Annotated in this window: 18 protein-coding genes; 10 read left to right on the top strand and 8 right to left on the bottom strand. The window is 35.2% G+C overall.

Annotated elements, in window-relative coordinates; genetic code table 11:
* Positions 1-178 precede the first annotated feature (178 nt).
* Positions 179-1,759 carry an NADP-dependent glyceraldehyde-3-phosphate dehydrogenase gene (locus GIY83_RS01060; protein ID WP_208684134.1) on the bottom strand — a complete coding sequence of 527 codons (1,581 nt, stop codon included), beginning with the start codon at positions 1,757-1,759 and terminating at the stop codon, positions 179-181.
* Positions 1,760-1,837: 78 nt separating this feature from the next.
* On the bottom strand, positions 1,838-2,149 hold the full coding sequence (locus tag GIY83_RS01055; protein ID WP_072963814.1) for a rhodanese-like domain-containing protein: 312 nt from the start codon (positions 2,147-2,149) through the stop codon (positions 1,838-1,840).
* 726 nt (positions 2,150-2,875) lie between these two features.
* On the opposite strand from GIY83_RS01055, the gene GIY83_RS01050 reads away from it, so the two are divergent.
* Both GIY83_RS01050 and GIY83_RS01045 read left to right on the top strand, forming a co-directional pair.
* Entirely contained in the window at positions 2,876-3,508 is a 633-nt protein-coding gene (locus tag GIY83_RS01050) for a Crp/Fnr family transcriptional regulator (protein ID WP_194618484.1), read from the top strand.
* A 416-nt stretch (positions 3,509-3,924) separates the two neighbouring features.
* Positions 3,925-4,710 carry a sulfite exporter TauE/SafE family protein gene (locus tag GIY83_RS01045; protein WP_208684132.1) on the top strand — a complete coding sequence of 262 codons (786 nt, stop codon included), beginning with the start codon at positions 3,925-3,927 and terminating at the stop codon, positions 4,708-4,710.
* A 112-nt stretch (positions 4,711-4,822) separates the two neighbouring features.
* Here the strand turns inward: GIY83_RS01045 and GIY83_RS01040 are convergent, their stop codons facing one another.
* The 5 genes from GIY83_RS01040 to GIY83_RS01020 form a co-directional block, all read right to left on the bottom strand.
* Positions 4,823-5,269, bottom strand: a complete 447-nt coding sequence (locus GIY83_RS01040; protein WP_194618480.1) for a GNAT family N-acetyltransferase — start codon at positions 5,267-5,269, stop codon at positions 4,823-4,825.
* A 381-nt stretch (positions 5,270-5,650) separates the two neighbouring features.
* Positions 5,651-6,634, bottom strand: a complete 984-nt coding sequence (locus GIY83_RS01035) for a DUF6438 domain-containing protein (RefSeq protein WP_208684130.1) — start codon at positions 6,632-6,634, stop codon at positions 5,651-5,653.
* Positions 6,635-6,681: 47 nt separating this feature from the next.
* Positions 6,682-7,758 (bottom strand): cytochrome d ubiquinol oxidase subunit II, encoded by a 1,077-nt coding sequence (gene cydB, locus GIY83_RS01030; RefSeq protein ID WP_194618476.1) that lies wholly within the window; start codon positions 7,756-7,758, stop codon positions 6,682-6,684.
* Between the two features lie 2 nt (positions 7,759-7,760).
* The gene (locus tag GIY83_RS01025; protein WP_194618474.1) at positions 7,761-9,107 is read right to left on the bottom strand and encodes a cytochrome ubiquinol oxidase subunit I; all 1,347 of its coding nucleotides are present in this window, start codon (positions 9,105-9,107) and stop codon (positions 7,761-7,763) included.
* Positions 9,108-9,372: 265 nt separating this feature from the next.
* The gene (locus tag GIY83_RS01020; RefSeq protein WP_194618472.1) at positions 9,373-9,966 is read right to left on the bottom strand and encodes an HD family hydrolase; all 594 of its coding nucleotides are present in this window, start codon (positions 9,964-9,966) and stop codon (positions 9,373-9,375) included.
* A 311-nt stretch (positions 9,967-10,277) separates the two neighbouring features.
* On the opposite strand from GIY83_RS01020, the gene GIY83_RS01015 reads away from it, so the two are divergent.
* The 5 genes from GIY83_RS01015 to GIY83_RS00995 all read left to right on the top strand — a co-directional run bounded on the left by GIY83_RS01015 (position 10,278) and on the right by GIY83_RS00995 (position 14,329).
* Positions 10,278-11,696, top strand: a complete 1,419-nt coding sequence (locus GIY83_RS01015) for a rhodanese-like domain-containing protein (RefSeq protein ID WP_208684128.1) — start codon at positions 10,278-10,280, stop codon at positions 11,694-11,696.
* A 175-nt stretch (positions 11,697-11,871) separates the two neighbouring features.
* Positions 11,872-12,441, top strand: a complete 570-nt coding sequence (locus GIY83_RS01010) for a YeeE/YedE family protein (RefSeq protein WP_208684126.1) — start codon at positions 11,872-11,874, stop codon at positions 12,439-12,441.
* Between the two features lie 10 nt (positions 12,442-12,451).
* Positions 12,452-12,931: a DUF6691 family protein gene (locus GIY83_RS01005; protein ID WP_208684124.1), complete on the top strand. Its 480-nt coding sequence runs from the start codon at positions 12,452-12,454 to the stop codon at positions 12,929-12,931.
* A gap of 17 nt (positions 12,932-12,948) precedes the next feature.
* Positions 12,949-13,470 carry a GNAT family N-acetyltransferase gene (locus GIY83_RS01000; RefSeq protein ID WP_208684122.1) on the top strand — a complete coding sequence of 174 codons (522 nt, stop codon included), beginning with the start codon at positions 12,949-12,951 and terminating at the stop codon, positions 13,468-13,470.
* An 85-nt stretch (positions 13,471-13,555) separates the two neighbouring features.
* Positions 13,556-14,329, top strand: a complete 774-nt coding sequence (locus GIY83_RS00995; RefSeq protein ID WP_208684120.1) for an alpha/beta hydrolase — start codon at positions 13,556-13,558, stop codon at positions 14,327-14,329.
* 203 nt (positions 14,330-14,532) lie between these two features.
* Here GIY83_RS00995 and GIY83_RS00990 read toward each other — a convergent pair whose 3' ends face one another.
* Positions 14,533-15,303 carry a DeoR/GlpR family DNA-binding transcription regulator gene (locus tag GIY83_RS00990; protein WP_194618435.1) on the bottom strand — a complete coding sequence of 257 codons (771 nt, stop codon included), beginning with the start codon at positions 15,301-15,303 and terminating at the stop codon, positions 14,533-14,535.
* Positions 15,304-15,458: 155 nt separating this feature from the next.
* Here GIY83_RS00990 and GIY83_RS00985 point away from each other — a divergent pair, with 155 nt between their 5' ends.
* The 3 genes from GIY83_RS00985 to GIY83_RS00975 are packed head-to-tail and all read left to right on the top strand — an operon-like array spanning position 15,459 to position 19,329.
* A complete protein-coding gene (locus GIY83_RS00985; RefSeq protein WP_208684118.1) occupies positions 15,459-17,036 on the top strand; it encodes a glycerol-3-phosphate dehydrogenase/oxidase in 1,578 nt (525 codons plus the stop codon).
* Between the two features lie 52 nt (positions 17,037-17,088).
* Positions 17,089-18,585, top strand: coding sequence for a glycerol kinase GlpK (gene glpK, locus GIY83_RS00980; protein ID WP_208684116.1), 1,497 nt, complete (start codon positions 17,089-17,091; stop codon positions 18,583-18,585).
* Positions 18,586-18,597: 12 nt separating this feature from the next.
* On the top strand, positions 18,598-19,329 hold the full coding sequence (locus tag GIY83_RS00975) for an MIP/aquaporin family protein (protein ID WP_194618428.1): 732 nt from the start codon (positions 18,598-18,600) through the stop codon (positions 19,327-19,329).
* Positions 19,330-19,335: the final 6 nt, after the last annotated feature.

The raw sequence follows: 19,335 nt of genomic DNA, 5'->3' as shown, positions 1-19,335 counted from the left end.
AGAAAGGCAATTGTAATTTTTTTCATTTTAAACTTCATTTTTTATTAATTAAAAATATAGTAAAAACAATACAATAAATTTATTCAGCAAGAAAATACCTTAATATATTGAAAAGAAAAACCGCCTGATTCTAAAATAGAAAGAGACGGTACCTACAATTAATATATAACCTTGATTACTACAAAATATAATCGGTATTAATAAAATTAGATTCTTTACTGTTAAGCAATTCCTGCAAAATTTCATTATTATAATCGATATCTTTTGAAGCTACAAACGTACGGATTGAGAATGAACGTAAAGCATCAGGAATACTCAAAGTTCCTACAGCCGAATCTTTACGACCTGTGAACGGGAATGCATCCGGACCTCTCTGGCAAGAACTGTTAAGATTTACTCTACACACTAAATTTACCAAAGCATCGATAAGCGGTGCTAAAGTTTTGATATCTTTCCCGAATAAACTTACTTGTTGACCGTAGTTTGATTCGGCCATATCTTCTAGTGGCTCATCAATATCTTTAAAAGAAATAATTGGCACTACGGGTCCAAATTGTTCTTCGTGATACACGCGCATATCTTTATTTACAGGATACAAAACTGCAGGGAAAATATAATTCTCTGTATGTTTTCCTCCTTTTTCGTTCAATATTTTTGCACCTTTACTTGTTGCATCATCAATTAATCCCTGAATATAATTTGGTTTTTCAGTCTCAGGAAGCGGTGTTAAAGAAGCTCCTTTTTCCCAAGGATTTCCAAATACTAAACCATCAACTTTTTCAGAAAAACGTTTATTGAATTCTTCTACAATAGACTCATGCACGTACAATACTTTTAAAGCTGTACAACGTTGTCCGTTGAAAGACAAAGATCCTGCAATACACTCCTGAATAGCTAGATCTAAATCGGCATCCGGTAAAATAATAGCCGGGTTTTTAGCTTCTAAACCTAAAATCAAACGCAATCTGTTTTTATTTGGGTGTTGGTCCTGCAACGCAATCGCAGATTTACTGTTTCCGATTAACGCCAAAACATCAATCTTTCCTGATTTCATGATTGGAGAAGCTACTTCACGGCCTCTTCCATAAACAATATTGATCACCCCTTTTGGGAAACTGCTTCTAAAGGCTTCCAACAATGGCGAAATACATAAAACACCATGTTTAGCTGGTTTGAAGATTACCGTGTTACCCATAATCAAAGCCGGGATAAGTAATGAAAAAGTTTCATTTAAAGGATAATTGTATGGTCCAAGACACAATACAACCCCTAGAGGTCCACGGCGAATCATTGCATTTACACCTTGTACTTTTTCAAAATGCGAACTGCGTCCGTTTAATTCTTTATAACTGGCAATAGTATCATAAATATATTCAACGGTTCTGTCAAATTCTTTTTCAGAATCTCCCAGGTTTTTTCCAATCTCCCACATCAAAAGTTTCACTACTTCCTGACGGGTTTCTTTCATTTGCTTTACGAAATTCTCCATGCATTTGATACGGTCCACCACTTTCATGGTTGGCCATAATCCCTGACCTTTATTATAAGCAGCATTGGCAGCTTCAACCACTTCGGCAGCTTCTTTTTCTGCCATAAACGGAATAGATCCTAATAATGTTGGTGTATATTTTTCTGTAGATGAAATGGTCGAAAACACAGGAGTAGTTTGTCCTGTCCATTGTTTTAGTTCGCCATTTACAAGATAAGTATCTTGGTTTATAAGGGTTTTAATCTGATACTCTTCTGGTATTAAACTCATAATCTGGTAATTTTATGTTTGGTTATTAATAGTTTATTAAAAGAAAAAAGAGGCTTTTTGCGCCTCTTTTTTTTGTTTTTATGGATTTATGGTTTCGCCTTCCCAATCCAGTATACCGCCAAGCAAGTTGTAGGCATTATTGATACCTAACTCGTTCATAATCTGACATGCTTTAGCGCTTCTGGCTCCAGAACGGCAATACACATAATAATTTTTATTTTTATCCAGTTCTTCGATTTCGTAAATAAAACCTTGTCCTTTATTGATATCAATGTTTACGGCATTCTCGATATAGCCGTCATTAAATTCGTCTTCAGTTCTTACGTCCAGTATAACTGCATTCTCGTCAGCAGCAAGCTGATTAACCCAATCTTCTTGTGATAAATTCATAGTATCTGTTTTTTGTAAAATTACGACGTTTCTATTAATTAAAAACGTGCTCAATGCGATTTCGATTATTATTCTCAGAAAACGTTTTAGAGAAAGTATTATAATCAGTGAAACACAAATTTACTTACTATTTTTAAAATTACAGTCTATAAAATCGATAGAAAATAGGATTTTTGCATTTTCATAAAATGCATCTTAAAAATAGTTTTCTGACAATTAATCTGATTTCAATCTGCTATCTTTACATTAAAATACAGACTTAAATCTTAATTTGATAAAAAAAGTGCGTCACGAATATTTTTTTGCCACAGATTAAAATGATTAGAATGATTAAAATTGTTTGCCACGAATTGCACAAATTTTCACTAATTGATTTATGAAACTTGTAGCTAAAAATATTTTTAACCACAGATTAAAATGATTAAAAATGTTCGCCACAAATTGCACTAATTCTCACTCATTAATTCGGGAAAATTTGTGAAATTCGTGGCAAAAAATAAAATTTAAACATATAGAGGCATATTTTTTTAAGTTTAGAGCAAAATAAATAACACTTTATTTACACATAGATATGTGCATTCATGTCAAGTGAAACGCCTTTTTCGAGTAACTAAAAGCTATGTTTCTATGTGTTAAACCGTTTTAATGCTTGATTTTTAAAAATTATATCTGTAAAAACCAGTTCAATCCGTAAAATCCGTGGGCTATTATTTCCACAATTCATCCATGCAAAACTCACTTAAAAATATATTTCCTAATTTCTCCAACGAACTTATTTCGACTATCGAAGAAAACGGAAGTCTGCAAGATTTTGAAGCCGGAACCATTTTAATGCGAACCGGACAATACATAAAAAACACGGTGCTAATAACCAAAGGAAAAATCAAGATCTATCGCGAGGGCGAAGATGGCGGCGAATTTCTTATGTATTATCTACAACCCGGACAAGCCTGCGCCATTTCGATGATTTGTACTGCCAAAAGCGAAAAAAGCCAAATCATGGCAAAGGTTGTCGAAGATGTTTCTGTCATGATGATTCCGCTGCAAATGATGGACAAATGGATGATGGAACACAGATCATGGTACGAATTTGTCATCGAAACTTATAGAAGCAGGTTCGAAGAAGTTCTGGAAGTGGTTGATAATATCGCGTTTAGATCTATGGATGAGCGTTTAGAATTTTACTTAAAAAGACATTCCGACGCCTGTGGTTGCTCTGAAGTAAAATTATCTCATCAGGAAATCGCAACTGAACTGAATACCTCAAGAGAAGTCGTGTCCAGATTACTCAAAAAAATGGAACAAAGAGGTTTGGTCAAACTCAACCGAAACCAAATTGAATTATTAAACACGAATTAACACTAAGTTTTTTTTAACCATTACGAAATTAATTACCCACGGACTTTACGGATTAAACGGGTTTTCGCTGGTTTATTTTGGCTTGTGAAATTGAGCGAAGTCGAAATACTCTATGCGTTTTCTCCCGAAGCCTCGGGACGCTCAAACTTACAAACGTTGTGCTTAAATAGTTTTTTTACCATTAAGATATTAAGAAAGTTAAGTTTAGGCTTTTTTATCTTAATGTGTAATAAGGAAATTCAGCAGTTTGGCTTAATTTTTCTTAATCTCTTAATGGTTAATAAAAAGCAAACCTGCGAAAACCCGTTTAATCCGTAAAATCCGTGGGCAAAAAATCAGTAACAAAAATATCTTTATGTGATAAATGTTACTGTACATTTCTATTTATCAAAGCAACTTTGCATAAAACAAATGCAATGGAATATTTAGGTTATTTTGCTTCGATTATTATAGGGATTTCCCTCGGCTTAATTGGTGGAGGCGGATCTATCTTAACCATTCCTATTTTAGTGTATTTATTTAAGGTAAATCCGGAGCAAGCTACCTCCTATTCTTTGTTCATTGTTGGACTAAATGCTATGTTTGGTAGTTACAGCCATTACAAAATGGGAAATCTAAAACTCAAATCGGCATTGTACTTTGCGATTCCGTCTGTAATTTCGATTTTGATTATTCGTGAAGTGATCTTTCCTCAAATTGCTTCGACATTATTTTCTATCGCTTCGTATTCCGTTTCAAAAGATTTTCTGATCATGATTATTTTCTCCGTACTAATGATCACAGCAGCAATCTCGATGATCCGAAAAAACAAACCTGAAATAAAAGCAACCGAAACCAATTACACACAACTAAGCATAATAGGTTTCGTAGTCGGAATCATAACCGGATTTCTGGGTGCCGGTGGTGGATTTTTAATCATTCCTGCCCTGCTCTTTTTCGCCAATCTACCCATGAAACAAGCCGTAGGAACATCATTATTGATCATTACTATAAATTCGACCATAGGTTTTGGAGGCGATTTATACATTGGTACACCCATAAATTATCCGTTTTTATTAGGCGTTTCTTCCATGGCCCTTTTCGGAATGATTATAGGAAGTCAGCTTTCTAAAAAAATTGACGGTACCAAACTAAAACCCATTTTTGGCTGGTTTGTTTTGGTAATGGGATTTTATATTATTACTAAGGAGGTTTTGTTTTAAGATTTTGTTTTCTCGCAGATTTAGGAGATTCAGAAGATTTTTTTTATAACTTTAATTTGTAGATTAAAAGCAAAAATGGGGAAACGAATGCTGCTTCCCCATTATTTATTCTTTATTTCCACCAGTGATAATAATTATGTAAACCGTCATATTCAAATCCACAACGCGGATATAAAGTATTGCCTATGTCATTTGTCTTTTCAGTTTCCAGCATCAAACCACAGGCATTTGTTTCCTCGCACCATTGTTTACTGCGATCAATCAGCGCTACCGAAAGTCCTTTGCCTCTATAATCCGGATGTACAAAAAGATCACTCAACAACCATTGTTTTTGTAATTTTGTGTAGTGAAATAATTTGTAAAGCTGTACAAAACCAACAGCCTTTCCGCCCATAATCGCTAAAAAAATATCAGATTCATGGTTCAGTAATCGTTCTTTAAGAAATACTTTTCCTTTTTCGACATCAGATTCCTGACGGTAAAAAACACGATAAAGGTTAAAAAGTTCCGCTGCTTCGTCAAGATCTTCAATACTTGCTTTTTTGATTTGGTAATTCATTGTTTTAGATATTTTGATTAAAAAAGCGAAAGTATAGCAAAGAGCCAACTCACTTATAGTCCAGTTTATATAAAACAAGATCATCCAGTATTTACAACGTCAAAAAGACCTTTTTGTAATGAACAAATCGACAAATGATTTTTCTGTAAATCAATTTCTATTTAAGTTTCGAACTTTGACAAACAGAAAAAATCCGTTTTCCTGAGAGTAAACGGATTTTTATATTTTCGGCGTTTTCGCCGTGGCGAACGGGCTATCCGCTAAATTCCCGATTAACAAAAACTACGGCTAAAAAGCCTTGTTTTTCTAAATCGGGAGATACCACTCCTGTCGCTAACGGACTCGGGTAAAAATAAATATTTTAGAATTTCATTAATAAATTTAATTCCATTTCTGATTCATTCTTAATTCAAATAATAATTCATACAATTTTCTCAAACTGTAACTTCCTACTATTCCATAATCCTCAATAATTTTCTCTTTACCATTGTCATATGTAATTTTCAGAATTGAACTACCACTATCTTCTTCATATAACATGTTTTCATTTTGAAAATTTGCAAAATTCATGTATTCTAATAGTGCCAAAATTTGGTTATAATTTTCTTCTGTAATTACAGTTTTGAAAGTACCTTCCCTATTGTTATTGAAAAAAGACGACATTTTCTTCATATTTTCTTCCTCTGTTCCAAAATTAAAACGTTCAGCAAAAAAAGTTGAATTTCTTTCTTTATCAATTACTAATGAAAATACTGGACAAGTTCCATAACAGCCAAAAGTTGAAAACTCTATTTTTTCGATAGAATGCTTTACAGGTCGCTTATTATAATCAATAAATCCATCACATTTATAGATTAATGTGTGCTGTTCTACATTATTGCCTTTAGCACTCAAAACTCCTCTTCTCCGGTTATAAATTTGTAATACCGTTTGATTATTTTTCTGTGCAATCTTTGTAACAAAACATCCGTCACCTAAATTAATATTATACATTTTTACCGAATCTTTTGGAAAACTCATCAAAACTAAAGAACAGAAGTTGCATCTAATACTTCTTGATTCATCACAATTATGGTCATCTCCTATTAGTAAAAAATCTAACAAACCATTATTATCAAAATCTGCTTTATAATAATATTCGTTGATTTTAAGAGAATCACCTATTCTTCTACAGATAGAATCTTGAGCATCGCTTTCAGGCGCAAAATCATGTATTTTTTTTAGCTCAAATTTTGCAAATCTTTTACTATTTACACGAACATAATTTTCTAATTCCGTTTTACTTTTTAATGTATTGCTTTCATTTTTCTGAGAATAGCAATTTATAAAAAGGATTTGTATGGTTATGAAAATTATTCTTTTCATGATTAAAATTTAAAATATAATTCGTCCTTTTTACACATCCCGAACAATCAATGTTCCCCATACCCCACATCATCCATCTTCCCGCTAAAAACTCTGTACTGAATAATAAAATAAATAATCACCAAAAACAAAGCGATAAAAAACCAACTCATTCCGGCATTCAGCCCGTATGCTCCGGCGGCAGTATTATAAATCGTTAATGACGGATTTACATTATTTGTAGAAGGCAAAACATTCGGGAAAATCGAAACGGCTGTTGAGGCAAAACCTCCAACTAAAAATAAAGTTGAAAACAAAAATCCCATTCCGTCTTTTTGCCAGGAACGAACTTTAAACAAACCTAAAATTCCAACAAAAGTCATTAGTGGAAAAAACCAAAGAATTGGATTCTCGACAAAATTATGAAATGGTTTTGGCTCAATAAAATGCCAGATTTGAAGTGAAATACAAACTAAAACCAGTAACACTATATTCAGTTTAAAAACTACATTTTTCAGTTTTGGGTTCAACGCCGAATTCGTTTTATAAATAATCCAGTTCGCACCATGAATTGTCAAGGCAACAACACTTACAATTCCTAAAAAGAGGGTGAACCAGTCTATAATTCCCAATTCATTTGCTTGCGGACTAAAAGTAGGATTCCATAAAGGCAAAAAGAAATAATGCGCCTCTTGCGTCGAAACGCCATTGGTTACCATTCCTAAGTTTACACCACGAACAATATTCCCCAAAGCAATCCCGAAGAATAAGGCCAAAAGTAAACTGGCGATCCCAAAAGCTTTATCCCAAATGGCTTCCCACATGGGGTGGTGCACTTGTCCGCGCATTTCCAGACCAATTGCACGAAAAATCAACAACCATAAAATCATGATCAACGGCAAATAAAATCCGCTAAAAGATGAAGCGTATAAAGTAGGGAAAGCAAAAAACAAAACACCTCCGGCGGCAATAATCCAAACCTCATTGGCATCCCAAAACGGACCAATGGCGCTTGTAATTGCTTTTTTATCTTTCTCTTCTTTAGCAAAAAATAAATGAATAATTCCTGCTCCAAAATCGTAACCGTCTAATACAATATAAACGGCCAGAATTCCCATTAAAACAACGTACCAAAAAAATTCCATAATTATATTTTTTCTGAATTCAGTTCAACATTATGAGGCCCTTTATTGATGATTTTTCCAATCAAAAGCAAAAACAACATTCCAAGTAAAAGATACAATCCTATAAAACCTAATAAAGTAAATAAGGTATTTCCCGATGAAACAGTTGGTGAAGCTCCCGCTGTTGTTCTCAATAAATTATAAACGAGCCACGGTTGTCTTCCTAATTCGGCCGTATACCAACCTGTGGTATTGGCGATGTACGGAAATGGCATCATAAACATCAAAGACCATAAAATCCATTTGGTTTCGAATAATTTCTTTCTAAAAAGCTGTACAAGCGCTAAAGTCATCAAACCTATAAATATGGTTCCGAGTCCTACCATAATATGATAGGCATAATACAAACCGGAAATATTAGTAGGATGCAGATCTTCTTCAAACTGATCCAGACCTTTTATTTCCTGATGCCAGCTTCCGTAAGTAAGGAAACTCAGTATATTAGGAACAGCGATTTTATTGTCCAGTTTTTTGTCTTTTACATCAGGCTGACCTATTAAAACAATCTCAGAACCTTTCTTTTCGGTATGAAAAATTCCTTCCATTGCAGCAAAAGTTACCGGCTGGTATTTTACGACATTTTTAGCCAGTAAATCTCCCGTAGGAACTGCCACAATAAGACTCGAAATCAATCCGAAGATTACGCCGGTTTTCACAAACATTCTTCCAAAAGAAACATTCTTTTTACTTAAAATATAAAATGCCCCAATTCCGGCTACTACAAATGAACTTGTTACCAAAGATGCAGCCTGATTGTGTAAATAAGAAGGCCATAACCAAGGGTTAAGGAATAAAGCTTTGAAATTCGTCAAAACAAATTTACCGTTTTCCAGAATTTCATAACCTACCGGATTTTGCATCCACGAATGTGTGGCTATAATAAGGTATCCGCTGGCCCAGGAACCAATCATAATTAATAATCCCGTTACAAAATGCCATTTATGTCCAATTATTTTTTCTCCAAACAAAAAGATTCCCAGAAAAGAGGATTCTAAGAAAAAGGAGAACATACCTTCCATCGCCAGAGTCTGCCCGATGATTCCACCAGTTAACTCAGAGAATTTTGCCCAATTGGTTCCAAACTGAAATTCCATTGGGATTCCGGTTACCACACCCATCGCAAAATTCAGAGCGAAAATTTTCATCCAAAAATGCGTGGCGTGATTGTATTGATCGTCTTTAGTTTTAAGATATTTCCATTTAAAATAAACAATGATCAGCGAAAGACCCATTGTAAGTTGCGGAAAAAGATAGTGAAAAGTAATGGTGAAGGCGAATTGCATTCGGTCATAAAAAAGCATTTCTTCCATAGCGGTATTTTATTTATGAAGTCTCCTCAAATTTACCTATTAAAACATGAATTCCCTGTCTTTAAAAGAAGTTTTTTCTTTTTCAAACCATATAAGTTATATAAGAAAAATAAGCTTAGCCTTAATTACAAAAGGTTAAACATAATGCAATAAAAAAAATCTTTTAATACATTTAATATAAATTTAAAATTCGCAAAACCTAAAACAAATCTGTATCACTTATATTCAAAATTGATATTTACTTAAAAATCTATATTTTAGAAATTTACTCTTCTTTCAAAATTCCTTTTACTAGACTTTCGTTTATTAAACCCTCGGCATAATTCCATAAAGTTTTTGAACCTTCTTTTATGATGCTCTTTTTTTCATACACTTTTTTATAAGGTACATCAAACTCTTTCCAGGTTCCTCCGTTATTAGAGGTGTTTTGCAATAAAGGCTCTAATCTGTCCATCGACCTTGCAAATTTGGCTTCGTTGGTTTCTCCTGCTTCAAATTCTTCCCAAATGGCAATCATTTCCTGAGCTTGCTTTTCGGGCAATAATCCAAAAATACGATTGGCCGCTAGTCGTTCCTCATCGGTATTATCGTGGCTTTTTTGTGTATCATACATAAAGACATCTCCAGCATCGATTTCGACAATATCATGCATCAAAACCATTTTTACGACTCTTAAGACATCAATTGGCTCGTTTGAATGTTCAGCCAAAACAATCGCCATCAAAGCCAGATGCCAACTGTGTTCCGCATCGTTTTCGTTTCGGTCGCTATTAAATAATTTCGTTTTGCGCTGAATGTATTTGACCTTATCAATTTCTTTTATAAAAGCAATCTGATTCAATAAATCTTCTGTGTTCATGACAATGAATTTTATAGATGTAAAATTACGTAGATTATTTTTTTACCATATAAGTGATATAAGTTCATTTTAGCATAAGACCAATTACGTGACTTAAATTTACTTATATCACTTATATGGTTAAATTCGTCAATCTTGTTTCAATCTTAAATCATTTTATATACGATTTTTTTTTGAATTTCCTATGGGCTTTATATAGTAAAACCATCCAACGCTTTTTTGCATAAAAATCAAATTTGTGTAACATAAGTCACCCATTTTAAGCAAAAAGTAGGTTACCTTTGTATTCCCTTATTTTTAGAATACATATCATGAAAATAGAACAAATTTACACCGGATGTTTAGCACAAGGTGCTTATTATATAACTTCGAATGGCGAAGCTGCCATTATTGATCCACTTAGAGAAATTCAGCCTTATCTGGATCGTTTAGAACGTGATAACGTCAAATTGAAATACATTTTCGAAACGCATTTTCACGCTGATTTTGTTTCAGGTCATATCGATTTGAGCAAAGAAACTCAGGCGCCAATTGTTTACGGACCTAATGCGGCTTGTGAATTTGATTGCATTTCTGCGAAAGACGGACAAGAATTCAAAATTGGAAAAATTACGATTAAGGCGTTGCATACTCCTGGTCATACCATGGAAAGCACGACTTATTTATTGATTGAAGAAAACGGAAAAGATCACGCTATTTTCTCTGGAGACACTTTATTTATTGGTGATGTGGGTCGTCCCGATTTGGCTCAAAAAGCTGCAGAAATGACACAAGATCAATTGGCGGGAATTTTATTTCATTCGCTAAGAGATAAAATTATGACTCTGGCTGATGATGTGATTGTTTACCCTGCTCATGGTGCGGGAAGCGCTTGCGGAAAAAACATGAGTAAAGAAACAGTCTCAACAATAGGCAATCAAAAAGCAACGAATTATGCTTTGCGCGCCAATATGACCCAAGCCGAATTTATCGAAGAAGTTACCGATGGTTTATTGCCTCCTCCAGCTTATTTCAGTATGAATGTGGCCATGAACAAACAAGGTTACGAAAGTTTCGAATCGGTTTTACACAACGGAATGAAAGCCATTGATGTAAGAGAATTTGAGGCTGTAGCCGAAGAAACCGGAGCGTTAATTTTAGATACCAGAAAAAGTGCCGATTTCTATAAAGGATTTATTCCGCAATCGATCAATATCGGAATCAACGGTGATTTTGCGCCATGGGTTGGAACTCTAGTTGCCGATGTAAAACAACCTATTATATTAGTTACTGAGGTTGGTCTTGAAGAAGAAACCGTAACCCGTTTAAGCCGTGTTGGTTTCGATTCGATCATCGGACATCTGGACGGTGGTTTTGAAGCCTGGGAAAAAGCCGGTTTTGAAACTGATACCGTAAATAGAATTTCGGCAGAACAATTCGACAGTGAGTTTAAAATTGAAGAAGACAAAGTAATCGACATTCGTAAAGAAACCGAATACGAAGCTGAACATATCGAGGATGCTTATAGCAAACCTTTAGCTTATATCAACGACTGGGTAAAAGACATCGACCCTAACGAGCATTTTTATTTGCATTGCGCCGGAGGATATCGCAGTATGATCGCAGCTTCGATTTTGCAAGCCCGTGGTTTCAGAAACTTTACAGAAATCGAAGGTGGTTTTGGTGCAATCGCAAAAACAAGTATTCCAAAATCAGATTTTGTTTGTCAAAGTAAGATTTTAAAAGCATAAGATTTTTTCTACCATTAAGATTTTAAGAGAATTAAGTTGGTAGCTTTTAAAAGTGAAGTTTAAAAAGCATAAATTAAACATAATTTCTTACCATTAAGTTTATTAATCAAGGTATTCTTAATCCCCTTAATATCTTAATGGTAAAAAAATAAAAATCTAATTTTTAAATTAAAACATGAGTCTAATCGAAATCATCAAAGAACCTTGGCCTTGGTACGTTTCAGGCCCGCTAATTGGATTAACAGTTCCTATTTTATTGATTATCGGAAACAAATCTTTCGGGATTAGTTCTTCCCTTCGTCATATTTGCGCGGCTTGTATTCCGGCCAATATTTCGTTTTTTAAATACGACTGGAAAAAAGAAAGCTGGAATTTATTTTTCGTTTTCGGAATTTTCCTTGGCGGAGTGATCGCTGCCTATTTTCTGGCCAATCCAAATCCGGTCGAAATCTCACCCCAACTTTCGGAGCAATTAGCTACTTACGGGATCACCGATCATTCGGGATTATTGCCAAAACAACTTTTCTCTTGGGAAAGTCTATTCACGCTTCGCGGATTCATTATGATTGTTGTTGGAGGATTTTTAGTTGGTTTTGGAACGCGTTATGCCGGCGGTTGTACAAGCGGACATGCGATTATGGGAATTTCAAATTTGCAATGGCCTTCATTAGTCGCTACGATCTGTTTTATGATTGGCGGTTTTATTATGGCCAATTTGATTTTGCCTTATATTCTTTCACTTTAAAATTTCAAAAATGAATAATTTAGAAAATAAAAATACAGATACAGAAGGAACCAACGGAAGTCAGATAAAAGATTCAGGATTCTCGAATCTTAAATACATGCTGGTAGGAATCGTTTTTGGAATCGTATTCGTAAAAGCCGAAATCATCAGCTGGTACCGAATTCAGGAAATGTTTCAATTGCAATCTTTCTTTATGTATGGCGTAATTGGCAGCGCGGTTGTCGTTGGAGTTATATCCGTTCAGATCATAAAAAGATTCAATATCAAAACCCTTCAGGGAGAAAAAATCGAAATCCAGCCTAAAACTTTCAACAAAGGACAAATTTATGGCGGATTATTATTCGGTTTCGGCTGGGCAATCACGGGAGCTTGTCCCGGACCACTTTTCGCTCAAATTGGGACTGGAGTTACTGTAATTGCAGTTACTTTAGTAAGTGCCATTTTAGGAACCTGGGTTTACGGTTATTTCAAAGACAAACTTCCTCATTAAGATTTAATACATAAAAAATGAGCAACACAACAGAACAACTACTATTAAGAAAAGCGAATATTACAGACTTGCCAGTTATCTGGACCATCATACAAGATGCCATCGAACAAAGACGTCAGGAAGGAAGTTCACAATGGCAAGATGGTTATCCTAACGAACTTAGCATTACCAACGATATAAATAATGGTTACGGATATGTACTTACAGAAAACGAAACCATTTTATCTTATTCTGCCATTATATTCGACAAAGAACCCGCTTACGAAGACATAGAATGCGAATGGCTTACCAATGGAGATTATGGCGTTGTACATCGCGTAGCCGTATCAAAATGGGCAAAAGGAAAAGGTATTGCAACAAAGCTTTTTAAAAACATAGAAGGTTTATGCCTCGAAAAAAATATTCATAGCATAAAAGTAGACACCAACTTTGACAATGTGCCTATGCTTAAAATTTTAGAACGATTAGAATATACCTATTGTGGCGAAGTCTATTTTAGAGGAGCAGCCCGAAAAGCTTTCGAAAAAAAGCTAGCTTAAAAAATATACAATCTCATAATTACAAATCAAACCCGGCAGAATTCAAAAAACTGTCGGGTTTCTTATTAAAAGCGTATCAAAAAAAATGAACAAAATATATTTTCAGATTTTATTATCCTTATTTTTAATAAGTTGCTCCAATACTAAAAAATCAACAGTTCACACATCAAATAAAACCTATGATATTCAGCTTGATAGTTTAGAGTTATTTGATAAATCCAGAAACCGCAAAATTCCGGTCGCAATGTATCATCCAAAATCTGATACGAAAATAAACAACCAGCAGGTGATAATTTTCAGTCACGGATACGGAGAAAATAAAGGCGGAGACAATAAAATTTATTCTTACTTAACAGAACATTTAGCATCGCAAGGATATTTCGTTATCAGCATTCAGCACGAATTACCTACAGATGATCTTTTGGCAATGGAAGGAGATCTAAAAGTTACAAGAAGACCAAATTGGGAACGAGGTACAGAAAACATTCTTTATGTTTTAAACGAATTCAAAACAATCAATCCCGAATTAGATTTCAAGCACCTAACACTAATTGGCCATTCGAACGGTGGAGACATGACAGCTTTATTTGCTACCAAATATCCTAAGCTGGTTTATAAAATAATCACAATGGACAATCGAAGAATGCCTCTTCCAAGATTTAAGCATCCTATAATATACACGTTGCGCTCTAAAAACTATGCTGCAGACGAAGGCGTGTTACCCAACGAGCAAGAACAGAAAAAATACGGAATGACGGTTCAGTTCACCCCGATCAACCATAGTGATATGGATAATGACGCAACAACCGAAGAACGAAAAACACTATTTACCCACATCGAAAAATACTTAAGCGAGTAAATTCAGAAATCTAAAATTAAACTGGGCGTGCCACCATCCCGATAAGAGGACAAATATACTTTGCGCTTATACGCCCTCTTATCGGCATGCTGTCAGGCTATCCGCACTGCTTCGGCAGCCAGCTCTTATCCCTCACGCGAACGAGTAAACTAGAAATTTTAAAAAAACTAGACGTTTCTTTCTTTCTAATCTGTAGAAAAAAACTATTTTGAGGCAATTATAACCTCTACTCCCATTTCTTCTAGTTTCGTTTTGGTTTCGATATCGATCCCATCATCGGTAATCAAAACATCGATCTTATCCAAATTACATATTTTACCAAAACCTCTCACATTCATTTTTGTAGAATCGACCAAGATAATAACCTTTTCCGCGACCGAAATCATGGCTTGATTAAGATGCGCTTCTAATGCATTTGAAGTACTTAATCCAAAATCTAAATGAAGTCCGTCAGCTCCTAAAAACAATTTATTACAGGAAAACTGGCTCAAAATTGCTTCCGATATAGGACCAACCGCCGAGTTTGAGCTCTTACGAACATCACCACCCAATTGAATTGTATCCACATTTGGCTCCTTACTCAATTCTAAAGACACCTTTAAAGAAGGCGTAATCACTGTTAATTTCTGAAATCCCGAAATAATTTGTGCCAGATAATGAACATTAGATCCTGAACCCAATATGATATAATCGAAATTATTAATATACTTTAAAGCTTCTTTTGCTATCTGTTTTTTTTGCTCTACCTGCAAACCTTCTTTATCACTTAAATCTCTTTCGAAAGCATAAATAGGCTGTTTACTGGCACCGCCATGGGTACGGTGGAGCAGTTTCTCATTTTCTAAAAAATTCAAATCCTTTCGTATCGTTACGGTTGAAACATTTAGAATTTCACATAAATCGGCCACATTTACATGTCCGTTTTTATCCAGTTCTTTAAGTATTTCTTCTTGTCTTTTATTTATAATAACCATAATAGCCTGATAATATTAAGATTTTTGAAGGTATAAATGTACGATAAAAAAATAATTCAAAAAAAACCTTATTCTATTACTTTAGTTTCGTTTAGTTTCATTAATTTTGCTTTAAAGAAATAAAAAACAGAAAAAGAAACAAAAACAAACACTATATGAAACGTTCAGAACAGTTATCGAAACTAAAAGACACTGAAAAGTGGGATGTAATTGTAATAGGAGGCGGAGCAAGCGGTCTGGGAACAGCTCTTGATGCAGCAAGCAGAGGCTACAAAACAATTTTGGTCGAAGCAGTAGATTTCGCCAAAGGAACTTCAAGCAGAAGTACAAAATTAGTGCATGGCGGCGTACGTTACTTAGAACAAGGAGATGTGCACTTAGTAAAAGAAGCTCTTAAAGAAAGAGGTTTAATGGCACAAAATGCCGGTCACCTGGTTAAAAACCAATCTTTTGTAATTCCAAATTACAATTGGTGGGGCGGTTATTTTTATACCATAGGTTTAACTATTTATGATTTACTAGCCGGACGTTTAAGTTTAGGCCGTTCAAAATACATTTCGAAAAGAAAAACAATCGAAATGCTTCCTAACGTAGAAGAAAAAGGTTTATCAAGCGGTGTTATTTATCATGACGGACAATTTGATGATTCACGTCTTGCCATAAATATTGCTCAGACTGCAGCAGAAAAAGGCGCTTGTATTATAAATTACTGTAAAGTTGTCAACTTATTAAAAGACGATAACAATCAGGTTACCGGTGTTCAGGTGCTGGATCAGGAAACTGGAGACAAATACGATTTAAAAGGATCTGCTATTATAAATGCAACGGGAGTTTTTACCAATGCAATAATGAAACTAAACGATACTGTTTATAAAAAATATATCGTTCCAAGTCAGGGAATTCACCTGGTGTTTGATAAATCATTTTTACCTGGCGACCATGCGTTAATGATTCCTAAAACAAGTGATGGAAGAGTTTTGTTTGCTGTGCCATGGCATAACCGAATCGTAGTAGGAACAACAGATACCTTAATCAAAAAACAAAGCTTAGAGCCTATTGCCTTAGAAACCGAAATTGAATTTGTACTGGAAACAGCACAACGCTTTTTAGCAAAAAAACCAACCAGAGCCGACGTTCTGTCTGTTTTTGCAGGTCTGCGTCCTTTAGCTGCTCCGGAAGAAGAAGGAAAAAGCACCAAAGAAGTATCAAGAAGCCATAAAATCATAGTTTCTGAAACTGGTTTAATCACGATAACAGGTGGAAAATGGACCACTTACAGAAAAATTGCGGAAGACATTATAGACAAAGCCATTAAAACAAGAAAAATTCCGGCAAAAGGATGTAATACAGAGCATCTTGCTATTCACGGAAATCAGCCTACCACAACTTTAGACAGAGAAAATCACTTATATATTTATGGTTCTGATATTCCTAAAATACGCCAATTGCAACAAAGCGAACCAGAATTAAAAGAAAAAGTACATCCTGATCATGAATTTACAATGGCAGAAGTAGCCTGGGCTATTCGATACGAAATGGCCAGAACTGTAGATGATATTCTGGCAAGACGTGTTCGTTTATTATTCTTAGATGCAAGAGCTGCAGTTCAGTCTTCGGAAAAAGTAGCAAGATTATTAGCTAAAGAATTAGGACATGACGAAGCCTGGATAACTCAGGAAATTGAAAATTTCAAAGATATTTCAAAAGGATTTTTTCTGTCAGAATTTCGATAAAACGATCTGAATCTCAATAGAACTTTATTAACTTAATTATATACTATCAATCATGGAGAACAAATTAATTTTAGCTCTTGACCAGGGGACAACTTCCTCCAGAGCTATTCTCTTTAATCATGGCGGAGAAATCGTAAGCCTTTCTCAAAAACCATTTGAACAAATTTTCCCAAAACCAGGATGGGTAGAACACGACCCAAACGAAATCTGGTCTTCGCAAATAAGCACAGCTGCCGAAGTAATTGCAAAAGTAGGTATCTCAGGTAGAGAAGTCGCAGCAATTGGAATCACCAATCAGCGTGAAACTACTATTGTATGGGACAGGGAAACAAGTGAACCTATTTATAATGCCATTGTTTGGCAAGATCGTAGAACAGCAAAATTTTGTGACGAACTAAAAGCACAAGGCCATGCTGATATGATTCAGAAAAAAACAGGCTTAATTCTGGATGCTTATTTCTCCGGAACAAAAGTAAAATGGATTTTGGATAATGTTCCCGGAGCACGTAAAAAAGCAGAAGAAGGAAAGCTTTGTTTTGGAACTGTTGATACGTGGCTAATCTGGAAACTTACCCGCAGTAAGTTGTTTATGACCGATGTTTCTAATGCCAGCAGAACTTTACTATTCAATATTCATACTTTAGAATGGGATAATGAACTATTAGAATTATTCGATATTCCAAGAGCGATGTTGCCTGAAGTAAAAGAAAGCAGTGAAATTTACGGAGAAACCTGCACTACTCTATTTGCAACAAAAATTCCTATTGCCGGAGTTGCCGGAGATCAGCAAGCTGCTCTTTTTGGTCAATTGTGTACCAGTTCTGGGATGGTAAAAAATACTTACGGAACGGGTTGTTTTATGCTAATGAATACCGGCGAAAAACCTATTCTTTCCAGAAATAATTTATTGACTACAGTAGCCTGGAAAATCAACGGGAAAACAACTTATGCTTTAGAAGGAAGTGTTTTTGTTGGCGGTGCAGCTGTACAATGGTTACGAGACGGAGCAAAAATGATTAACTCATCAGAAGAAATCGAATCTCTGGCAGCAAGCGTGCCGGACAACGGCGGAGTTTATTTTGTTCCAGCCTTAACTGGTTTAGGAGCTCCATACTGGGATCAATATGCGAGAGGTGCAATGTTTGGCATCACCAGAGGAACCACTAATGCGCATATTGCCAGAGCAACTTTGGAAGGAATTGCCTATCAGGTAAATGACTTAGTAAAAGCTATGGAAGCAGATTTTGGAGATGAAGGAAAAGAACTAAGAGTTGACGGAGGAGCTGCAACAAATAATTTATTGATGCAATTTCAATCAGATATTTTTGAAAAAACAGTTACAAGACCAAAAACACTTGAAACAACTGCTTTAGGAGCTGCTTATCTTGCAGGACTTGCTGTAGGTTACTGGGAGAATCTGGATGCCTTGAAAGAGCAATGGTCTATAGATAAGGTATTTTCTCCAGAAATGGAAAAACCAAAAGTAGACAATCTGGTAAAAAACTGGAACAAAGCGGTTGGACGCGCATCTCAATGGATTGAAGACTAAAAAATATACATTATGACTCCCTTTATAGCAGAAATTTTAGGTACAATGGTAATGATTTTATTAGGAAATGGCGTTGTTGCAAACGTCAATCTTAAAGGTACGAACGGAAACAGTTCAGGTTGGATTGTAATTACCAGCGCGTGGGCATTTGCCGTTTTTGTAGGTGTAACTATTGCAGGACCTACTAGCGGGGCACATTTAAATCCTGTGGTTACTCTTGGATTGGCACTGATAGGAAAGTTTAGCTGGGATTTAGTTCCTACTTATATCCTTGGTGAAATGATTGGGGCAATGTTAGGTGCTTTTTTAGTGTGGTTATCACATAAAGACCATTTTGCTGCAACAGAAGATGAAGGCGCAAAACTTTCTTGTTTTTCTACAGGACCAGCCATCAAAAACAATTTTTCTAATTTGTTAAGTGAAGCAATTGCAACTTTCGTTTTGATTTTTTCAATATTCTATATTGCAGGACCCAGCTTACAAATTGCAGCTGATACCAAAGCAACAATTGGTCTAGGAACTATAGGCGCACTTCCTGTTGCTATAGTCGTATGGGCCATTGGTCTTTCATTAGGAGGCACGACTGGATACGCTATAAACCCTGCAAGGGATTTAGGACCAAGAATAATGCATGCTATTTTACCTATAAAAGGAACTAGCAACTGGGGATACGCCTGGATACCTATCGTAGGCCCAATAATTGGAGCTTCGTTGGCTGCTGCATTATACCTCACGCTTAATTAACAACAT

It is taken from the genome of Flavobacterium sp. SLB02, assembly GCF_009664855.1.
In the GTDB taxonomy this organism is placed as follows: Bacteria; Bacteroidota; Bacteroidia; order Flavobacteriales; family Flavobacteriaceae; genus Flavobacterium.
The sequence above is the reverse complement of the archived record's forward strand: the minus strand, read 5'-3'. Positions and strand labels throughout refer to the sequence as shown.

Coding starts and splice junctions, on each gene's coding strand:
- cydB (WP_194618476.1), bottom strand. CDS start 7,758: ATGGAATTTTTTTGGTACGTTGTTTTAATGGGAATTCTGGCCGTTTAT.
- GIY83_RS01035 (WP_208684130.1), bottom strand. CDS start 6,634: ATGAAAAGAATAATTTTCATAACCATACAAATCCTTTTTATAAATTGC.
- GIY83_RS01010 (WP_208684126.1), top strand. CDS start 11,872: ATGAGTCTAATCGAAATCATCAAAGAACCTTGGCCTTGGTACGTTTCA.
- GIY83_RS00990 (WP_194618435.1), bottom strand. CDS start 15,303: ATGGTTATTATAAATAAAAGACAAGAAGAAATACTTAAAGAACTGGAT.
- GIY83_RS01025 (WP_194618474.1), bottom strand. CDS start 9,107: ATGGAAGAAATGCTTTTTTATGACCGAATGCAATTCGCCTTCACCATT.
- glpK (WP_208684116.1), top strand. CDS start 17,089: ATGGAGAACAAATTAATTTTAGCTCTTGACCAGGGGACAACTTCCTCC.
- GIY83_RS00975 (WP_194618428.1), top strand. CDS start 18,598: ATGACTCCCTTTATAGCAGAAATTTTAGGTACAATGGTAATGATTTTA.
- GIY83_RS01050 (WP_194618484.1), top strand. CDS start 2,876: ATGCAAAACTCACTTAAAAATATATTTCCTAATTTCTCCAACGAACTT.
- GIY83_RS00995 (WP_208684120.1), top strand. CDS start 13,556: ATGAACAAAATATATTTTCAGATTTTATTATCCTTATTTTTAATAAGT.
- GIY83_RS01015 (WP_208684128.1), top strand. CDS start 10,278: ATGAAAATAGAACAAATTTACACCGGATGTTTAGCACAAGGTGCTTAT.
- GIY83_RS01000 (WP_208684122.1), top strand. CDS start 12,949: ATGAGCAACACAACAGAACAACTACTATTAAGAAAAGCGAATATTACA.
- GIY83_RS01040 (WP_194618480.1), bottom strand. CDS start 5,269: ATGAATTACCAAATCAAAAAAGCAAGTATTGAAGATCTTGACGAAGCA.
- GIY83_RS01020 (WP_194618472.1), bottom strand. CDS start 9,966: ATGAACACAGAAGATTTATTGAATCAGATTGCTTTTATAAAAGAAATT.
- GIY83_RS01045 (WP_208684132.1), top strand. CDS start 3,925: ATGGAATATTTAGGTTATTTTGCTTCGATTATTATAGGGATTTCCCTC.
- GIY83_RS01055 (WP_072963814.1), bottom strand. CDS start 2,149: ATGAATTTATCACAAGAAGATTGGGTTAATCAGCTTGCTGCTGACGAG.
- GIY83_RS01060 (WP_208684134.1), bottom strand. CDS start 1,759: ATGAGTTTAATACCAGAAGAGTATCAGATTAAAACCCTTATAAACCAA.
- GIY83_RS01005 (WP_208684124.1), top strand. CDS start 12,452: ATGAATAATTTAGAAAATAAAAATACAGATACAGAAGGAACCAACGGA.
- GIY83_RS00985 (WP_208684118.1), top strand. CDS start 15,459: ATGAAACGTTCAGAACAGTTATCGAAACTAAAAGACACTGAAAAGTGG.